Origin of the sequence: Rhodococcus sp. YH1 (genome assembly GCF_009939605.1) — a bacterium.
GTDB lineage: Bacteria > Actinomycetota > Actinomycetes > Mycobacteriales > Mycobacteriaceae > Rhodococcus > Rhodococcus aetherivorans.
In genome coordinates, this window is the sequence record NZ_WVTE01000245.1 from 1 (window position 1) to 17,403 (window position 17,403).

General features: G+C 67.9%; 16 protein-coding genes. 10 read left to right on the plus strand and 6 right to left on the minus strand.

The features are described from left to right. Positions 1-64 precede the first annotated feature (64 nt). The 4 genes from AIIKEEIJ_RS23325 to AIIKEEIJ_RS23340 all read left to right on the plus strand — a co-directional run bounded on the left by AIIKEEIJ_RS23325 (position 65) and on the right by AIIKEEIJ_RS23340 (position 2,127). Positions 65-994 carry a Mu transposase C-terminal domain-containing protein gene (locus AIIKEEIJ_RS23325; protein ID WP_161996669.1) on the plus strand — a complete coding sequence of 310 codons (930 nt, stop codon included), beginning with the start codon at positions 65-67 and terminating at the stop codon, positions 992-994. A gap of 149 nt (positions 995-1,143) precedes the next feature. Continuing rightward, the gene (locus AIIKEEIJ_RS23330; RefSeq protein ID WP_161996670.1) at positions 1,144-1,326 is read left to right on the plus strand and encodes a hypothetical protein; all 183 of its coding nucleotides are present in this window, start codon (positions 1,144-1,146) and stop codon (positions 1,324-1,326) included. Positions 1,327-1,636: 310 nt separating this feature from the next. Next, positions 1,637-1,858, plus strand: a complete 222-nt coding sequence (gene relB / locus AIIKEEIJ_RS23335; RefSeq protein WP_161996671.1) for a type II toxin-antitoxin system RelB family antitoxin — start codon at positions 1,637-1,639, stop codon at positions 1,856-1,858. Then, positions 1,855-2,127: a type II toxin-antitoxin system mRNA interferase toxin, RelE/StbE family gene (locus tag AIIKEEIJ_RS23340; protein WP_161996672.1), complete on the plus strand. Its 273-nt coding sequence runs from the start codon at positions 1,855-1,857 to the stop codon at positions 2,125-2,127. The genes relB and AIIKEEIJ_RS23340 overlap by 4 nt, the downstream gene beginning before the upstream one ends. Before the next feature lie 59 nt (positions 2,128-2,186). Here AIIKEEIJ_RS23340 and AIIKEEIJ_RS33750 read toward each other — a convergent pair whose 3' ends face one another. The 5 genes from AIIKEEIJ_RS33750 to AIIKEEIJ_RS23365 form a co-directional block, all read right to left on the minus strand. After that, a complete protein-coding gene (locus AIIKEEIJ_RS33750) occupies positions 2,187-2,312 on the minus strand; it encodes a hypothetical protein (protein WP_274387122.1) in 126 nt (41 codons plus the stop codon). An 805-nt stretch (positions 2,313-3,117) separates the two neighbouring features. After that, entirely contained in the window at positions 3,118-4,038 is a 921-nt protein-coding gene (locus AIIKEEIJ_RS23350; RefSeq protein ID WP_161996673.1) for a TniQ family protein, read from the minus strand. Next, on the minus strand, positions 4,035-5,060 hold the full coding sequence (locus tag AIIKEEIJ_RS23355; RefSeq protein ID WP_161996674.1) for an ATP-binding protein: 1,026 nt from the start codon (positions 5,058-5,060) through the stop codon (positions 4,035-4,037). The genes AIIKEEIJ_RS23350 and AIIKEEIJ_RS23355 overlap by 4 nt, the downstream gene beginning before the upstream one ends. Next, positions 5,048-7,087, minus strand: coding sequence for a Mu transposase C-terminal domain-containing protein (locus AIIKEEIJ_RS23360; protein WP_374121858.1), 2,040 nt, complete (start codon positions 7,085-7,087; stop codon positions 5,048-5,050). The genes AIIKEEIJ_RS23355 and AIIKEEIJ_RS23360 overlap by 13 nt, the downstream gene beginning before the upstream one ends. A 62-nt stretch (positions 7,088-7,149) precedes the next feature. Further along, on the minus strand, positions 7,150-7,779 hold the full coding sequence (locus AIIKEEIJ_RS23365; RefSeq protein ID WP_308071913.1) for a TnsA-like heteromeric transposase endonuclease subunit: 630 nt from the start codon (positions 7,777-7,779) through the stop codon (positions 7,150-7,152). Between the two features lie 558 nt (positions 7,780-8,337). Between AIIKEEIJ_RS23365 and AIIKEEIJ_RS23370 the strand changes: the two genes are divergently transcribed. From AIIKEEIJ_RS23370 to AIIKEEIJ_RS23395, 6 genes are all read left to right on the plus strand, one after another. Beyond that, positions 8,338-9,084, plus strand: coding sequence for a TnsA-like heteromeric transposase endonuclease subunit (locus AIIKEEIJ_RS23370; protein WP_230831874.1), 747 nt, complete (start codon positions 8,338-8,340; stop codon positions 9,082-9,084). Then, positions 9,084-11,192: a Mu transposase C-terminal domain-containing protein gene (locus tag AIIKEEIJ_RS23375; protein ID WP_040273180.1), complete on the plus strand. Its 2,109-nt coding sequence runs from the start codon at positions 9,084-9,086 to the stop codon at positions 11,190-11,192. Before AIIKEEIJ_RS23370 ends, AIIKEEIJ_RS23375 begins: the two co-directional genes overlap by 1 nt. Further along, a complete protein-coding gene (locus tag AIIKEEIJ_RS23380; RefSeq protein WP_010596658.1) occupies positions 11,189-12,217 on the plus strand; it encodes a TniB family NTP-binding protein in 1,029 nt (342 codons plus the stop codon). Before AIIKEEIJ_RS23375 ends, AIIKEEIJ_RS23380 begins: the two co-directional genes overlap by 4 nt. Next, positions 12,214-13,194 carry a TniQ family protein gene (locus tag AIIKEEIJ_RS23385; RefSeq protein ID WP_010596657.1) on the plus strand — a complete coding sequence of 327 codons (981 nt, stop codon included), beginning with the start codon at positions 12,214-12,216 and terminating at the stop codon, positions 13,192-13,194. Before AIIKEEIJ_RS23380 ends, AIIKEEIJ_RS23385 begins: the two co-directional genes overlap by 4 nt. 634 nt (positions 13,195-13,828) lie before the next feature. Further along, a complete protein-coding gene (locus AIIKEEIJ_RS23390) occupies positions 13,829-14,995 on the plus strand; it encodes a site-specific integrase (protein WP_072636212.1) in 1,167 nt (388 codons plus the stop codon). A gap of 6 nt (positions 14,996-15,001) precedes the next feature. Continuing rightward, a complete protein-coding gene (locus tag AIIKEEIJ_RS23395) occupies positions 15,002-16,021 on the plus strand; it encodes a hypothetical protein (protein WP_072812433.1) in 1,020 nt (339 codons plus the stop codon). A gap of 491 nt (positions 16,022-16,512) precedes the next feature. Here AIIKEEIJ_RS23395 and AIIKEEIJ_RS23400 read toward each other — a convergent pair whose 3' ends face one another. Continuing rightward, positions 16,513-17,361 (minus strand): cutinase family protein, encoded by an 849-nt coding sequence (locus tag AIIKEEIJ_RS23400; protein ID WP_072812436.1) that lies wholly within the window; start codon positions 17,359-17,361, stop codon positions 16,513-16,515. Positions 17,362-17,403: the final 42 nt, after the last annotated feature.

Genomic DNA, 17,403 nt, shown 5'->3' on the forward strand with positions numbered 1-17,403 from the left:
AGCAGCGCCAGCGGCACGGTCAGTGCCGCGGCCGCGACCGCCGCCGTGACCATCCCCACCACGAGTGCCGGCCGGTGGTCTGCCCGCGGCGGTGCGCATCGACCGGGGCAAGGACTTTTTGTCCCGCACCGTCGCCGACGCGCTGGGGGCGTTCGCGGTGCGGGTGGACGAGCTGCCCGCCTACGGTGCGCACCTGAAGGGCACGGTGGAGACGATCAACGGTGCGGCCGAGAAGATGCTGTTCGCGGGCCTGCCGCGCTACACGCATCGGCAGAGGCACGTCGGCGGCGGCCCGGTCGATCCCGACCAGCCGCCGCTGTCGTTCGAGGCGTTCACCGCCGAGGTGCTGGGCTGGGTGCGGTGGTGGAACACCGAGCACACGATCACCGAACTGGGGGAGCGGACGCCGATGCAGTCCTGGGACGAGGATCCGACCCCGATCCACGACGCCGACGAGACCCGGTTGTGGATGTTCACCCTCGAAGACGATCGCCGCCGTCGCACGATCACCACCAAGGGGGTCGCGTTCGGCCGCGGCCGCCACTACGTCGCCGACTGGATGGTCGGACTGGTCGGGGCCGGGGTGCGGATCCGGTACATGCCGCACCACACCGGCGAGATCGAGGTGTTCGACGCCGGCACCGGGGCGCATCTGGGCACCGCGATACTCGCCGATGCCGCCTCCGCCGAGGACCGTGCCCGGGTGTTGCAGGCCCGCGCCGGCAAGGCGCGCCGATTGCGGTCGGATCTGGCCGCGGCCGAACGGGAGCGGCGGGTCCGGTATGCGGCGTCGACGGTGCCGGAACCGGCGCAGCGACTCGATGCGATGACCACGGCCGAGGTCGCTGCGGTCCTGGCCGCCGAACGCGACGCCGACCTGGCGCGGTGGGCGCGCCCGGATCTGATTCCCTTCGGCCCGCCGCCGGCGACCTGGCGGCTGCCGGTCGACCCGAATAAGCAGGCAAAACCCGACCGAGACGAGGACCGCCGGTGACGAGGACACCCCGCAACCCTCTGTCGTCGAAAAGAGAAGCACCGTGCAGGTCGCCCGGACACGGGTGTTCAGTTCTCCGGTGTCGATTCGACGTCCGTGCACTCGACGGTGCCTGCCCGCGTCAGTGCCGGCTGCTGGTCCGCTTCGCCGTGCCGGAAGAACGTCGGCGCGCCGAGGGTGGCACGCAGGGTGTACCGAGCGGCCACGACCGGGGTGAGGTCGCCGCCGAACTCGGCTACGACGAGACCGTCGCCCGAGCCATGGCCGACCGGTACCTCGACGACACCGAGTCCCGGGCCCAGAAGAACCAATTCTCACTGTTCGATCTCTGATCGGCCGGCCTCACCTCACACTCGAGGAGAGCAGCGCCGTCCCGGCGCGGCTCGGGCACGGCGGTGTGCTGGTGCAGCGCCCGGGTGGTGGGTTCGTCACCCGGGCCGGGATCGTTGTCGCAGCCGAGGTCCGCACCATCGACGGTGGGTACGATGCGGGGCACCGTTCGACGCGGGGCGAACTCGGCGAGCCTGCCGGCACCACACCCCCAGCCTGCAGGCGCCCCATCGCCGCCACCTCCTGGTCGTGACCTGGTGGTAGCCACCCGCCGCGCCCTCTGCGATACTTGTATCGCAGGAGGTGGTTTCCGTGGCAATCTCGATCAGACTCACGCCGGAGGACGAGGCCAGGCTCGACGCACTGGCGCGACGAACCGGACGATCGAAAACGTTCTACATCCGCGAGGCGATCCATGCGCACCTCGGCGAACTGGAAGAGCAGTTCTGGGCGGACTCTGTGGTCCACGAGTGGGAGAACACCGGTCAGCAGAGCCGGCCGGCCCAGGAACTGTGGGATGAGCTGGGCGTGTGACCCGGTGGCACCTGCGAACCTCGCCGCAGTTCGACAAGGCCGCCCGCCGTATCGACCGCACAGCATTGCGGCGGATCAGGGCATACCTCGACGAGGTCTGCGAGCTGGACGACCCCCGTCAGCGGGGCAAAGCGTTGACGGCGAACCACGCGGGGTACTGGCGCTACCGGATCGGTGACTGGCGCGTCATCGCCGAGATCCGCGAGGACGAACTGGTGATCGTCGCGATCGGGCTCGGGCATCGCTCCGAGATCTACCGGGAGCGGTAGAGACCACTGCATTCCGATGCGGTCTCGCCGACTTCGACCCGACGCGAGGTGGGTTCGACTTACTGGCCCGGCGCCGGCGGCGTGGACGCGGCCCGGAGCTGCTCGAGCGTGAGCACCGCCGCGGTGTCCCGGACCACACCGAGACGGGCCCGTGCCACCGCCAGCGCCGTCAAGGCGGTCGACATTCCCAGCGCCCAGGGCGCGGACTCGACCGGTGTAAAGCCCGCACGATCGGAAATGGTCGGACAGCCGGCCGATGGCACCGTCGAGCACGGCGATCTGCACGGAATCCGAATTCGAGTCCGGTCCGGGGTCGGTGACACGCACCGGGTAGGGCCACAGCAACACGAGGCCGGTGGGCAGCATCCGAGGAATCGTCTCTGCCACCAGCCACGCCCCCAGGTCGTGGCCCTGCAGCGGTTCGGTGACGAACGTGAGGTTCGGGATCAGGACCACCTCGGTGGCGATGGCCGGGGTTTCGTACTGGTTCTCGACCTGCCCGGTGAGGCGATTGCCGTCGAACAACCCGGCCGGCATCTCGTGGTCGCCGTCGACGTGGTCCGGGCACAGGGCGATCGGGTCCTCGGTTCCGAGCCGGAGCAGCGGGAAGTCGAGGGAGCCGACGAGCCGCTCTCGGCCAGGTCTCGCGGTGCACATACCCCCATCTCAGCGACCGGAACATGCCCGGATCCTGCTGACATTCGTGCGACCTACCGCTGACATCGAGTGACGTTCCCCCAGGTTGCCCGCTGGCAACTTCGTGCGGCCCTCTCAACTCGGCGAAGACGGGGGTGCCGGACCGCGTTCTCTGTCATCATTGCAGGTGGAGGCGTGGGTCGGGGTGCGCCGGGCGTGAGGGTCGCGGGGGTGTTGTCCACCGCGGGAGCCCCGAAGAAATCAGGATGAATCGTGCATATCAGGCATTTTCACGAGCTGGGTGTCCTTTGCCATTTGATCTGAGGCACGAGAAGGTCGCTGACCTGCGGTGCCTCAGGAATGTGGCAAGACCGCTTGCTGGTGTTCTCGCCAGATTCTTGAGGCAAGTGGACGTCTGCGGGTGCCGGTGGGGTCGGATCGGTAGCGCTGGAGTTCGAGGGCGTGCTGCTGTTCGTTGACCCAGCTGACCAACGGGTCGTCGATGTTGTCGAACCGAATGTCGAGATCGAGGCGACGGCCGACTTCGGTGTAGAACTGGCGCAGTGTGTTCTTGCGGGGTCCGAGCGAGACCGCCTTGCTTGTCCAGGTGTCGGAGATCAGCAGCGCAGTCAGGGCAACTACTTCGGGATAGTCGGCCATCTCGGTTTCGGGCCAGCCGGGCCGCTCGGGTCGGTCGGGGAAGCAGATCCGCAGGCGGCGATCACGGTGGCTGGTGTGCTGTCCGCTGTCCGTCCAGCGGCGGATGATGCTGGTGGCGTCACGGTAGGCCGCTTCCGCGGCGAGCGTGCCGTGCCGGCGGGCCAGGCGCCGATGCGTGCGTTGCGCAGTGCGCAGCTCGGGAAGCGGGGTGATGTCGTACTGCGGCGCAGTGTGACTACCTCCGATCCAGAGTCTGTGGCGACGGCAGACGTTGACGTGCCCGTCGGGGTAGACGATGACCGTGTCGAACACGTTGCGGCGGGCCGCACAGAGTCGACAGAGGGCGCTGGGAAAGCGATGTCGCGGTTCGGGTTCGGTCAATCCGCGCAATCTGTCGACCAGGGCGGCCACCGGCCAGCCGGTGACGATCGACAACCACCGCGGGTCGGGGCGTTTTCCCGTCGTCGACCCGAGGAGGGGCTGCAGATCGGTGACGGTGATGTGGTTGACCGCTGCCAGCCGGCGCAGGAACGAGTGGAGCGTTTCGCCGCGAAATGGTGCGGTGGTGCGGGGAAGTTGTTGTCGAGGAACGAGATCGAACCAGGTCTCGGTCATCGGTGGGTGCTGCTGGCTCGGCGGGTGGCCGATTCGACGGCGTGGTCGACGCGGACGTTGTCCATCAGGGCCCGGGTGATCTGTTCGGTGCCCTCGAGAACAGCGCGAATGGCGCTGGCGCGGATGAGGTGGCCGAGGCTGCCGATCATGCCGCCGGTGCGTTGGTGCAGGTATTTCGCGGCGGCGACCAGGGTTCCCTGCTGATGACGGTGCAGCCGCAGCGTCGCTTCCAGACCGCCGACGAGCTGTTTCCACTCGGTGGTGCAGGGAAACGGTGTGGTGTTGATCAGCAGGGAACGGCCGGCGATCTGCTGCCCGCGCACACCGGTGAACAATCCGGAGCGTTCGACGTCGATGCCCGCGTAGATGAAGGTGGCCGGGAGGTGCTCGGTGAAGTATTTGAGGTGGTCGGACAGGTCCTCGCCGGCGCTGGTGGCCAGGTTCATGTTGTGGATTTCGTCGACGACGACGACATCGGTGCGGGCGTCGATGAGGACCTGGCATACCGCGTCGGCGATGTCGGTGACGTTCTGCCGGGCGCGCATGGGTGGCAGTCCGAGGAAGCGGGCGAACTCCATGGCGAGCTTGCGTGGTGACCCCTTCGGGGGTGCGGTCACGTAGACGACGGGGATGCGGTTCGTGCCGGGGAACCGCATCTGGGTCCGCAACTCGTGGAACCGGCCCAACTGTTTGATCGCGGTGGTCTTGCCGGTGGCAGCGGGGCCGGAGACGATCAGTCCCCGTCGGGCCCCGATCTCCCGCTGGTTGAGCAGCGTCAGCAGTCGTCCCTCGTTGGTGATCTCGGTGATCGTGGAGGTCGTGACCACGACCAGTTCGGCGTGGTGGGCGATCCTCGCCTCGTCGTAGGCGACCCGTTCACGGTCGTCGAGGCTCTTCCAGTCCTGCTCGGGGAGCAACTCGAACTGCGACGGTTCGGCCTCGATGAACCGTCGCCATCCTTCGAGTGTGGTGGTCGGTTGGCGGCGGTTTTCCAGTTGGCAGACCGGGGTCAAAATGGCCACAATTCGGCTTCCTTCCGCGCATCGAACGTGGGCAGGGCGATGACCGCCGCGCACGGTTCGTCGGGGCCGGTGGCGGCCTCGCCGTGTGCTGTCTCGGCAGGTGAGGTGACGACGGCTTCCGGTTCGGGATCGGGTTTCGGCCAGGACGGCTCGGTCGTTGCTCGGGTGCGTCCGGTGACCTTGCGATCACGCGGTGAGCGCCGCTCCGTCGAGGCCGCGACCGCTCCGGCCGGTCCCTGCTCGGCGCGGTCGAGCAGCTCGGCGGCGACCTGGGCGATCTCGGCTTCGGTGGCTTTGTCCTGCCCTCGTCGGCCGAGGATCGTTCGAGCGTGTTGCCAGGCCAGATCGCCGAAAGGCGCTGGAGCGGTGCGCAGGTGTGTCCACGTCGCGGTGATCCACCCGCCCTTGTGGTGGTTGCGCACCCAGATGCGGGAGATGTCGTACGGGTCGTGATGGATCTCCCAGCGGCCGGAGTGGGCCGTGATCCCGGAATGCTGGCGCCGATAGGGGTTCAGGGCACGGGCATCGTAGGTGCGGCGATTGATTCGGATGCCGTAGGTGTTGATCGTGCGCCAGGTCATCGGGAGCAGTTCGATGTAGTCGTCGGCCGAGAGCGGCACCGGCACATAGCCGGCGACCTGCACAAGGGCGGCGTACTTTTCGTTCGGGGTCAGGGCGGTGTCCGGGGTGAGGGGATCGCGCAGCCCGTCGTGGGGGCGGTGCTGCCAGACCGCGACCAGCCATTCGTCGAGTAGCGCTTGCAGTTCGGCCATCGACCAGACCGCGGATCGTTCGGCGTTCTTGCCGCGTCGCTCGACCGAGGAGCCGACATAGCCGGCGACGTACTGGGCGAACAAGGTGCTCACCGTCTGCAGGGTGCGTTCGACGACGGGTTTGTCGGTCGGGGTGTCCGGATGCGCCGGCTGCAGGCTGATGCCCAGGGTTCGGCAGGCCGTCCGGAAGGTCTGCGACAAGAACGCCTTGCCGTGGTCGACGACGATCGTCTCCGGAGCGATCACCGGCCGGGCCGCCGCGTCGGCCAGGCGCTGATCGACCCGGGTGAGGGTTCGGTGCGGCAGCACCGACCGAGACATGCGCAGCGCATCACTCCACCCCGGCCGCATCGGCTCCGGTGTCAATGCTCGGCCCAGCAGCAGTGCCGCATCCACCGCCTTCGTCGTCGGTCGCAGCACCGCGGCCGGGACCGTGCGCGTGGCCAGATCGATCATCCCGGTCAGCTCGACCCGGTCCACCGTGCCGTCGTCGAGGACGACACGCACATCCAGTGGGGTGGAGTCGATCTGCACGATCTCACCGGGTCGGGAAGTGGTGACCAGGCCGAACGGCCCGTCGGGTTGTTTGGCCAGGGAGCGGCGGGTGCGTGCCGAGCCGAAAGTGTGCTGACCTGCCGACAGGCGGGCCACGAGACGGTAGAAGGTGCGCTGCGCCGGCAGCGCGGGCGCGTCGGGACCATGCAGTTCGGTCAAGAGCTGACCGACGCGGCGATGCAACCGCGCCACGGTGCCGGTGGACCGGTCCGTTTCCCCGGCAATCGCTGTGCGGGTGGCCTCGACAATGCGCGGATCGATCCGGCCCGTCGGAGACATCCGTCGCGCGAAACGTCGGTCGACCAGGCCCCAGAGTCCGTCACGTTCGTAGGCCAGACGCATCCGCTGCACGGTCGCCAGGCTGACCTCGGTCCCCGCAGCGGCCAACTCCCGGACCTTCGCCTGTTCTCGCTGCCGCATCGTCGTGGTCGCCGGGTCATAATCCTTGGCGCCCGCGGCCGTGGGCGCAGCGTCCGGTGGCCGGCCCGTAATCAGCTCGAGGACGTGACGTTCCCACCACCGGACCTGCTCGGCGACCTCGGCCGGCAGGTCGGCCAACCGACCGGAGGGCGGCAGCGGCGCATGGCGCGAGGTCAGCAGCTCGAAACTCGCATCGGCCAGGATCTGCCCGGTCGGGACCGTGGACACCACTCCGGCCACGTCCCGGATGCGGACATCGAACCCGATCACCTCGACCACCTCGTGGTCGCGTCCACCGACCCGGAAAAGACAACCCGGCGCAAGCACGTCGGCTCGGGCGGTCAACGGCCGGGCCCGATCAGCGAGGCGGGCCCGAGCAACTCCGTGTCGGGCAAGGTCACCAGCTCCTGGTGCCAGAGCAGGTGAAACAGGGTCGGCAACACCTCGATCGGATCGCCTGCATCCTCGGCGCCGAGCCAGAGCGGCCGCGGCACGGCGAAGATCTCGGCCAGCTTCGTGGCCAGCCCCGCCCGTCGGCAGCGGAGGTGCCGATAACCCGACAACCACCGTAGATTCGCCGCCCGCACCCGGTTCATCTCACCAAGTCGGCGGTACTGCCAACCGAGCAACTCGCACACCGCCGCCGTCGTGTCGAACACCATCCGATCCTCGGCGTCGATCCGAGTATCGGCGCGCACGTCCACCACGACCGCTCCGCCGTCACGCAGCCGCAGGAAGTAATCGGGAGTGTGCCGCTTGATTCTCTTCGCTCGCCACGACAACCGAAACGGCTGAGAACCGATCCCCGTCACCTCACGGCACGAGTCGAAGGCGATCAGCCAGTCCCGCTCCATCCAGGACTCGTACCCGACATGCGAACCCGTCGTCGCCGACCACCACAGGCCGGGAAAGCTCCGCTGCCCCCGATACGACGGGAATCCGCGCACCGGCGGCGCATCTTCGAACCGCACCGTCGCACACGTCAACAACGGAACCTCACACCGCTGTCCGCCCGGCCCCACGAACTCGACTCGATAGTCCTCCCCGGCCCCTACGGCAGCGACACCAGCCAAGGCAACAGCCTCCAGAACACGCAGGTAGGAAACGGTCTGCCTCAACTTAGTGGCAAAAACCCGGCACTTGCCTCAGACACACTGGCAATGCCTCAGATCAACTGGCAAAGGACACTGGGGGTATGTCACTCCTGGTTTGTGTGGTGTCAGGCATGTAAAATCCCATTTACGCAGCCATCGCCGTAAACCCCGAGGTGAGCGTGTTCGGTCGCCGGGACCCTTGTCCTTGTCCACGTTGTCGGTGCGTTGTCCGAGATAGGTGTCGCATCCGGAAGGCGTCGTCCGAGATAGTTGTCACCACTGTCGGTTCCCGATCGAGGTGGCGGATTCCCGGGAGAAGTGGCGGATCGGTGGCGGGTTCCCACCGGAAGTGGCGAAGATGTTCCGGTGCTGACTGCTTCCGAGCTCCGAGACGATGCGAGTGCCCGGGGTGATTGCTGGGTCGAGGTGGAGTTCGTGACGGTCTCCGGTGACCGGCGGAGGCTGCCGTGGCAGTCGTTTCCACAGGTCGCTGCGCAGATCGGGGGTCCGGTGCGGTCGTTCTCGTCGTACCGGGGGCAGAAGAACTTCCCCGGCTGGTACTGGTCGGCGACGCTGGGCCGGCGGATCGGGTTCGAGTCGTGGGTGGAGCGGGATCATCTGGTGGCGTTGGATTTCGACCCGACCGTGTCGGATGTGGTGTCGCAGCCGTTCACACTGCTGTGGGACGCCGGCACGCGCCGGAGGCGGCGGCACACCCCGGACTTCCTGGTCCGGCTCGACCACGGGCGCACCCTGGTGCTGGATTCACGGCCGTCCGAGCGGATCAAGGACCGGGATCGGGAAGCGTTCGCGGCGACGGCACGGGCCTGCGGCGATGTCGGCTGGGAGTACGCGGTGTGGGACCGGCTGGACCCGGTGCTGGCGGCGAACCACCGTTGGTTGGGCGGCTACCGGCATCCCCGCTGTTTCGACGAGCCGACGGCACGGGACCTGCTGCAGGTGTTCGCATGCCCGCAGCCGCTGCTCGACGGCGCGGAGGCGGCCGGGGATCCGCTGGGCACCTTGCCGGTGCTCTATCACTTGATGTGGCGACGTTGGCTGCTCGCGGATCTGGCGCTGGTGTTGTCCCATCGGACGGTGGTGCGGGTGTCGCCGCACGTGGCGGACGTGGCGGATCTGGCGAGTGCCCGGTCGGTGCCGTTGTCCGAGCAGGGGTGGTGATGAGGTCGCCACGTCCGGTGGTGTCGGTCGGCGACCGGGTCGTGTTCGAGGGCACGGCGCACGCGGTCGTCGCGCTCTCGGGTACCAAGATCCGCTTGTTGTCCGAGGCGGGCGAATCGAGCGTGGTGGCGTTGTCGTTCCTGCTGGCAGCGGAGGACTTCGAACTGGTCGGTGCGGCTCCGGCACCGAAGATCGAGCCGAGCAACTTGCTCGCCTCGCTGCCGGAGAAGGTGCTGGAGGCGGCCAGGGACTGGGAACGTCACGTGATCGAGGTCGAGACGGGTCTGCTTCCGGACACTCCGGAGGATGCGCAGCCGCGGCCGGGGTACGACCCGACGGTGTTCTCGCTGAAGTCGAGGGAGACGCGAAAGGCCGCGGAGCTGACCGCGGCCGGCCGCCAGACCAGCGCCCGCACGGTGCAGCGGATGCGGCAGCGCTACCGCGAGCAGGGGTTGTGGGGGCTGGTCGACACCCGCTACACCAGGACGGCCGCGCCGACCGGGCAGGTCGACCCGCGGGTGATTGCCGCGGCGACGGCGGTGATCGACGCCCAGACCGGCACGTCGACGGGCACGAAATCGCGGGTCATCGCGAGGGTGAAGCAGATGCTCGACGACGAACACGGGCCCGGGGTGGTGCCGATGCCGTCGAAGACGACGTTCTACCGGCTGCTGGACGTGCTGGCCCAGGGCCGGCACACGTTCGGTTCGGCGCTCACCCGCCGGTCGGCGGCGCACAGGCCCGACAAGGTCTACACCCCGGCCACCGCCGCGCGGCCGGGGGAGCTGGTGCATCTGGACACCACCCCGATCGATGTGATGGCGGTGATGGACAACGGGGTGATCGGTCGCGCCGAGCTCGTGCTGGCCGTCGATATCGCCACCCGCACCATCGGCGCGGGAGTGCTCCGGCCGGTCGGCGCGAAAGCCGTCGACGCTGCGCTGATGCTGGCGCGGATGAGCGTTCCCGAGCCGATGCGGCCGGGCTGGGACCATGCGCTGGCGCTGGCGGCGTCGCGGATCCCGTATCGGCGGCTGGTGACACTGGACGCGCGGATGGCGATGGCGGCCGCCAAACCGGTGATCGTCCCGGACACCGTCGTGATCGACCACGGCAAGGTGTTCATGTCGGAGGTGTTCGCCCGCGCCGCGGACACCTTGGGCATCTCGGTGCAGCCCGCGCACGTGCTGACCCCGACCGACAAGGCCATCGTCGAACGCACCTTCTCCTCGATCAATACCCTGTTCTGCCAGCATGTTTCCGGCTACACCGGCCGCGACGTCACCCGCCGCGGCACCGACGTCGACGAGCGCGCCGTCTGGTCGCTGGCGGATCTGCAGGAGTTGTTCGACGAATGGGTGCTGGCCGGTTGGCAGACCCGCCCGCACGAGGGGCTGCGGCACCCCTTCACCCCCACCGAGAACGCGTCACCGAACGATGTCTACGCGGCGCTGATCGCCGCGGCCGGGTATGTCCCGGTCACCTTGACCGGCGAGGACTATATCGAGTTGTTGCCGGCGCAATGGCGCGCCATCGGCGATGCCGGTGTTCAGATCGACTACCGCACCTACAACAGCAGCGAGCTGCGCGGTTTCGCCGGGGAATCCTCGGGCATCGTCACCAAGGGCGGCCGCTGGGAGGTCCATTACGACCCCTACGACGTCTCGCGGGTCTGGGTCCGGAACCACCGCGGCCGCGGCTGGATCACCGTCCCGTGGACGCACCGGAACATCGTGCGGCAGCCGTTCGCCGATTTCACCTGGCGCGCAGCACGGAAACTGGCAGCGCAGCGCGGCGTCGACGACGCCAACGAGATGGCGGTCGCGGTGATCCTGGCCGCGCTGCTGCGCCGCGCCGAAGCCGGCCCCGACACCCGCCGTCCGCTGGCTCGCCATGCGTGCACCCGCGAGATGCCCAACCACCTGCCCGTGGAGGTCACCGAGGTCGGCCGATGGCCCACCGCCCTGCCCGAACCGGCCCGGCCCCCGGCGTTGCCGCCCGCACCGCCGGTCCAGGCGGAATCGGATCCGACGATCGAGGCCGACGCCGAGACCGTGGTGCCGTTCGGGCTGCTCGATGCCTTCGACGAGCAGGAAGGCCGCTGGTGAGCTCGATACATCTCGATGCCCGGCACCCGCTGGCCACCAAGGAGGGCTGGTCGTCGTTCGTCGGCACGGCCCATCCTCAACCACCGCAGATGCTCTCCGGCAGCGATCGTGAGCGGATGGACGAACTCGAGCGGGAACTCTACGACGAGGCCCGGCAGGACTATCACTCGTCGTTGCTGCTGGTCGCCACTCCCGACATCCGCAAGGTTCTGCACACCGGGCAGAAACTGATCGTCAACAACCGCGGCAAGCAGCTCGGCCGGCGGGGCTTGCTGGTCTCCGGCGGCAGCGGGACCGGAAAATCGACGTCGATCACGCACTTGGGTCGCCGGTTCCAGCTCGACTTCGAACGCCGCAATCCCGGGATCCCCGACCGCATCCCGGTGGTCTACATCGTGATTCCACCCGACGCCGACCCGAAGGCCCTGGCCGGGGAGATGGCGGTGTTCCTGGGACTGCCCGTCGGCCGCCACGACTCCCCACAAGCCCTCGCGCACGCGGTCGCCGCGGTGATGCGCCGGGCCGGCACCCGGCTGGTCCTGGTCGACGAGATCCACCGGTTGGATCTGTCGACGAAGAAGGGAAAAGACGCATCCGACCAGCTGAAATACTTCTTCGACTCGATCTCCGCCACGTTCGTGTACTCCGGTCTGGACCTGGAAGAAACCAACCTGTTCTCCGGCGTCCGGGGCCGGCAGATCGCCGGCCGGTTCATCCCGGTCACCACCGGGCCGTTCTCCTACCACACCATCGCCGCCAAGAACGACTGGAAGAAGCTGGTCGCCACGATGGAGCAGTCACTGCGGCTGCACCGCCACACACCCGGAACCCTGATCGACTGGGCACCCTACCTGCACGCCCGCACCGGCGGCATGATCGGCAGCCTCGATCAGCTGATCTACGAGGCCGCCAACGACGCCATCAGCGACGGCACCGAGAAGATCACCAAAGCCCACCTCGAAGCGGTCATCCTCGACATCGCTGCGGGCAATCAATACGACCCGCGCCGCAAGCCGCTGTCATGACCGTTCTTCCGCTCTGGCACAAGCCCGCCGTCCCGCTGCCGTTCCGGGTTCGCCCGGTCCGCGGCGAGACGACCCTGTCCTTCGTGTTCCGGCTCGCTGCCGCGAACGAACTGGTCAGGCCGACAACACTGCTCCGGTCGATCGGGCACCCGGACAACACCAGCCCGGACCGATTCATGGTCCTCAAGAACTGGGACGTCCAGCTCAACCTCGCCGCCCGGCAGCGGCTCGCGATATTCGCGGGCATCCCGCTGAAGCAACTGGCACGCAGCCTGCCGATGCCCGGTCCGCGGCGCGATGCCATCGACCCCGCCACACCCAGCCTGCATTTCGCCGGCGTCAGCTCACATACGCGCACGCACTGCCCTCGCTGCATCGCACAGATTCCCGGCGCTCCCGTGATCAGGGTCTACTCGTCGGCGGCCGAGGGCTACTGCCGCCGGCATCAGCTCTGGCTCGGGGAGTGCGCCGCACAGCCGCCGGTGAACCTCAGCTCCGCACCCGAGATCGCGAAAGCGATCCATCGGCGCGACAAGCTGTTTCGCAGCGACGAGGACCCCGACTGGATTTCCAGCCATGTCAACACCGCCCAAGACATCATGATCGCCTGGCGGCGGAACCCCGATCCGCTCCTGCACCGGCGGCTCACCCGGCGATGGAACGCGCGTGAGGACGCGGTCAACGCCGTCAACCACGCCCCACAGCTGCTGCCGACCCGATTGCTCGTTCTGCCCGAGACGGTGATCCTCGCCGAAATCCTGATCGATCCGACCTGGCGTCGCCGGATCGGGCTCGCGGAGCTGGTCCACGAACAGCGACCGTTCTACCTGCACATCGCCCACCGTCTCGGATTCCTCGGCTGGACCGCAGGCCTGCACACCGACAACGACCCCCTACGCCGCTGGGTCGACCAACACCAAGCCCAGCACCGACACACCTACAGATTCACCTACCGACACCACACCCCGAGCCGATGACACATCCCGGACCGCCACGCGCACGAACCCACCACCCCGACCAGAAATCCGCCACTTCAGACGGGAAACAACGACACATGGCAGCACAGACCCCGCATGGCGAGCCGCAGTTCACCGAGAATCAGCCTCGCCACACCAGACGGGACCTGACAACCACGCTGTGCGACACGCGGTGTCGGTTGCACGGTTCGGGGCTCGGTTGGAAGTTCTCGAGCCCAACCCCAACCGGTGGTATCTGACCGCAGCGATCTGCGGGGCAGCCGATTACCCGATTGTCGTTGCGCTCACGACGTCTTTGGCTGACACCGCGTGGCGGAATCGGGTGCTCACGATGGAGTCACCCGGTCAACAGGATGCGATCGGGGGTCTCATCGAGGAGTCCGTCACCGACGGCGCAGTCCCAGCCGGCGTGTTCGATTCGCTGCTCACGCGGTACATCAGGCATCGTCCCGGTGCCCGGACTCGACCCGCCGAAACGGTGGGCTGATTCGACGATGTGCGACAACTAACTTGGACGATTCGATCCTGCGGCCGTCCAACCAAGTTGTGGCATCGCAGCTCAGGTAACGCGTTCTGCGTCAGATAGATTGAGCGAGGACAACCCTGTCGGAGCCGTCCGGTAGCGTCGCCACCCGTGGATCTCGAGACGAACGACGCAGGAGACGGCCAGCTCGTCGTGCCTGGGACCCCGGCGGGGCCCGCGGCGCCGGACCTCGCACCCGGCGCGGCGGCGCGGATCGCGGAGTCGGTGGCCGCCTCCCGGGCCGCGGGCACCCGCCGCACCTACGCCTCGGCGTGGCGGGCCTTCACCGCGTGGTGCGCCGCGGAAAACCATGTGGCGGTGCCGGCGCATCCGGTCACGATCGCCGCCTACCTGATCGCCTGCGCCGACACCGTCACCGAGGCGGGGGAGCGGGCCTACGCCCCGGCGACCCTCGCCCATCGCCTCGCCGCGATCGCCCACCACCACCGCCAGACCGGACACCCGGCTCCCACCGGCGACGACCTGGTGAAAGCGACGATGGCCGGGATCCGCCGCGGCTACGCCACCGCTGGCGACCGGCCCCGCACCCCGCGGGCCCCGCTGCTCACCGCCGACATCCTTGCCATCGTCGACAAGGCCCGCGCGAACAGCGCGGGCTGGGCGGACGAGGTGCTCGAACGCCGCGATACCGCGATCCTGCTATTGGGGTTCGCGGGGGCGTTCCGCCGCAGCGAACTCGTCGCCCTGACCTGTGGGGACATCAGCCTGCACCGGCTCGACGGCCTGCACATCAAACTGCGCAAATCGAAGACCGACCAGGAGGGCCGCGGCACCGTCCGCGCCCTGCCGTTCACCCCCAGCCATACGAGCTGCCCGCCGTGCGCGTGGATGCGGTGGGCGCAGGTGGTCGCCGCGTTCGACACCGGCGGCCGGCCCGCGGTGATCCGGCTGCTGCGCAGCGCCGAGCCGCTCGCGGCGCACGTGTGCCGCGGCACCCGCCCCCGCATGGTCCCGGCATCACCTCTGCTGCGGTCGATCCGTAAGAACGGCCACCTCTCCGACACCGCCTTGTCGGGGGCGGCGGTGCACCACGCGATCCGCCGCCGCGCCGAGTCGGCGGGCTATGACCCCGAGATCGTGAAGCAGCTCGGGGGGCATTCGCTGCGGGCCGGGTTCGTCACCCAGGCCTTCCGCAACGGCGCCTCCGCGCACGCGATCATGCGCCAGACCGGGCACACCACCCCCGCCATGCTCGAGGTCTACGCCCGCGAACACGCACCCCTCATCAACAATGCCGTCACCAACCTGGGGCTGTGAACGGGCATGAGTACCTCGATTGAGCGACTCGACGACTCCCCGGAAACGGTGTCCGGCCTGCGGATCCCGGCACGCTATCGGCACGACTGGGCACTGTTCGCCGACTGGTGCACCGCCACCGACCACCCGTGCCTGCCGGCCACCCCGGAGGCGCTCGCGGTGTTCCTGCGGGAGCATCCCGCCGCGCCCGCGACCCAGCGGCGGCGCGTGTCGGCGATCAACACCGTGCACACCCGCCGCGGCCACCCGGCGCCCGGCCGCAGCGAAACCGTCCGCCGCCGCCTCGACACCGCCCGCGCCGCCCGGCACGACCGACTCGCCCCGCTCCTGCTGCACAAAGCCGCCGAGCTGCCCACCACCGGCTGGCCGAGCGGGCTGTTCGGCCGCCGCGACGCCCTCCTCCTGGCCCTGGCGGCGACCGGGATGCCGTTCGCCCGGCTGGCCCGGCTGCGCCGCGGCGACATCACCGTCGACGCCGGCACCCTCGTCGCCACCACCGAGAGCGGGGAACGGCTATGTCTTCCAACGGAGTCCGCCGCCGCCGCGAGCCCGGCGGTGGGGATGTATTGCAGGTGGGCCGAGGTCCAAGCCTTTCTCGACGCGTACCCGAACACCGATCTGCTCGCCCAACACCTGACCGACCCGATCGAGGTCGAGCAGGTCGCGCTCACCGACCGCCAAGCCCGACAACCCCTGCTGACCCCGATCGACCGCTGGGGACACCTACCGCTGATGCCGCAACCGATGACCGCGCAGTCCATCGCCTCGATCGTCCGGGAGCATTTGTCCGGCCGGGTACGGGCCCGTGCGCCGCTGCCGCTGCGTAAGCAGAGCGATTGCAACGATGAGCCGACTGTGCAGATTGAGTCGGAGACCGACCTCGATCCGCATTACTACGAACGAGGTGTTGCAGCCCGCCGTCAGGCCCGCGACAGTCTGGACGGTCTCGCCGACGTCTTCGACGAGATCGAAGATCGCGCCGACGCCCTGCTCGAGGAACTGCTCACCGTGCTCGACGGGCTGTAAGGCGGCCACGTCACGATCAGGTCAGGCTGCTTGCGGTCCATCCCCCCACTTCGTGTGGACGAATTCCCGGAATACCGCGACGAGATCGGCATTCTGGCTGTGCGTTCGATGAGTGACGGCCAGGTTGGTGCTTCACCCACGCTTGAGGCCGGGCTGGGTGCGAAGCAGGTCCTTCGGCGTCTTGAGGACCTTGCCACCGAGGGTGACCATGCTCCGTTCTGCCTGAGCGAGGCTGAGCACACTTGTGTCGTAGTAGCGGCCTGCGGACACCAACAGTGTCGGACGAGCCCAGTAACGAGGTACCAACCGCAAGGGCTTTCCTGCGGCCAGGGGCAGCGCGACCTTCATCTGCTTCCACTGCTGGCTATGCGGGTCCCATGCCTGACGGGAAGAGAGACCGACCCGGCGACGTCCAGCGGGGAACTGCGGATAGCGAGAACGTGCTGCCTCGCCACGGGCGTGGCCTCAATAGCGGTCACTTCCTTCCTCGGTTAGCGAAAGGTCGCCGCACGAGCCGCTTGCGCCAACGCCGCGGAGCGATCATAGGAGGTGTGCACGGCGATTCCCCTCATGATCGCGGCTGCCGTATATGCGCCGGCGCAACTCGGGCACCATGGCGGTATTCGGACTGACAGTGCGCATACCGGATCTCCTGCGTTGCACACGCTGAAGACAGGAGTGTCATTGTTTATGTCGATCGGATCCGGCTTGCTGGCAGAGAGGAAGGGGAATGCCTGCCCGATTCCCTGGATACCGGGATCAGCGTTTCCAAAGTTGTGTGTTCCATCGTGCGCGACTCGGTCGCCGTCTCCTACCAGGATCGCGGAGAGGAAGTGAAATCGGGCGAGTTGCGAGGGGTCATAGGCTTGAATTATTCGATGCATCACCATTGCCCCTTGCGAGAATCCGCCGAGGAATACGGTTACGTGCGAGCACTCCGACAACGTCTGGACTTGCTGTAGGTACTGTGAGGTCTTGACGAAACCGTCGGCGATACCGTCGAAGTACGAGTTGCTTCCCACGGCGACGAGAGCAGCACTCGACACGTGCCGGGCAGGATAATCCACGTTGACCAGGTTGAGCTTCGATGCTCCGTTCGTTGTCCGAGAAATATGGTCCGCCATGGTTGTGTATACGGACCACATGGTGCCGCCTACACCAGTTTCCCCAGATCCTCGTGCAGATATGAGAATGAAGTCCGCGTTATTGCAAGCTTCCTTGATGGACGATCTAGCAGGGTCCGGCGCAGCGTTGGCAACGGACGGGGCCCACCATGACATCAAGGAAGCGACCAGGGCGGCTATGAGTAGCCCGGCTCTGCTCGCCTGACTGAAGCGCATTTCGGTGACTCCTTCTGTCGAGCGAAGCAAGACGGCGTCAGA

Excerpts from the sequence above, each read along its gene's own strand:
- AIIKEEIJ_RS33750 (WP_274387122.1), bottom strand. The coding sequence starts at position 2,312 with ATGTCGACCGCCTTGACGGCGCTGGCGGTGGCACGGGCCCGTCTCGGT.
- AIIKEEIJ_RS23350 (WP_161996673.1), bottom strand. The coding sequence starts at position 4,038 with ATGACCGAGACCTGGTTCGATCTCGTTCCTCGACAACAACTTCCCCGC.
- AIIKEEIJ_RS23375 (WP_040273180.1), top strand. The coding sequence starts at position 9,084 with ATGAGGTCGCCACGTCCGGTGGTGTCGGTCGGCGACCGGGTCGTGTTC.
- AIIKEEIJ_RS23385 (WP_010596657.1), top strand. The coding sequence starts at position 12,214 with ATGACCGTTCTTCCGCTCTGGCACAAGCCCGCCGTCCCGCTGCCGTTC.
- AIIKEEIJ_RS23395 (WP_072812433.1), top strand. The coding sequence starts at position 15,002 with ATGAGTACCTCGATTGAGCGACTCGACGACTCCCCGGAAACGGTGTCC.
- AIIKEEIJ_RS23400 (WP_072812436.1), bottom strand. The coding sequence starts at position 17,361 with ATGCGCTTCAGTCAGGCGAGCAGAGCCGGGCTACTCATAGCCGCCCTG.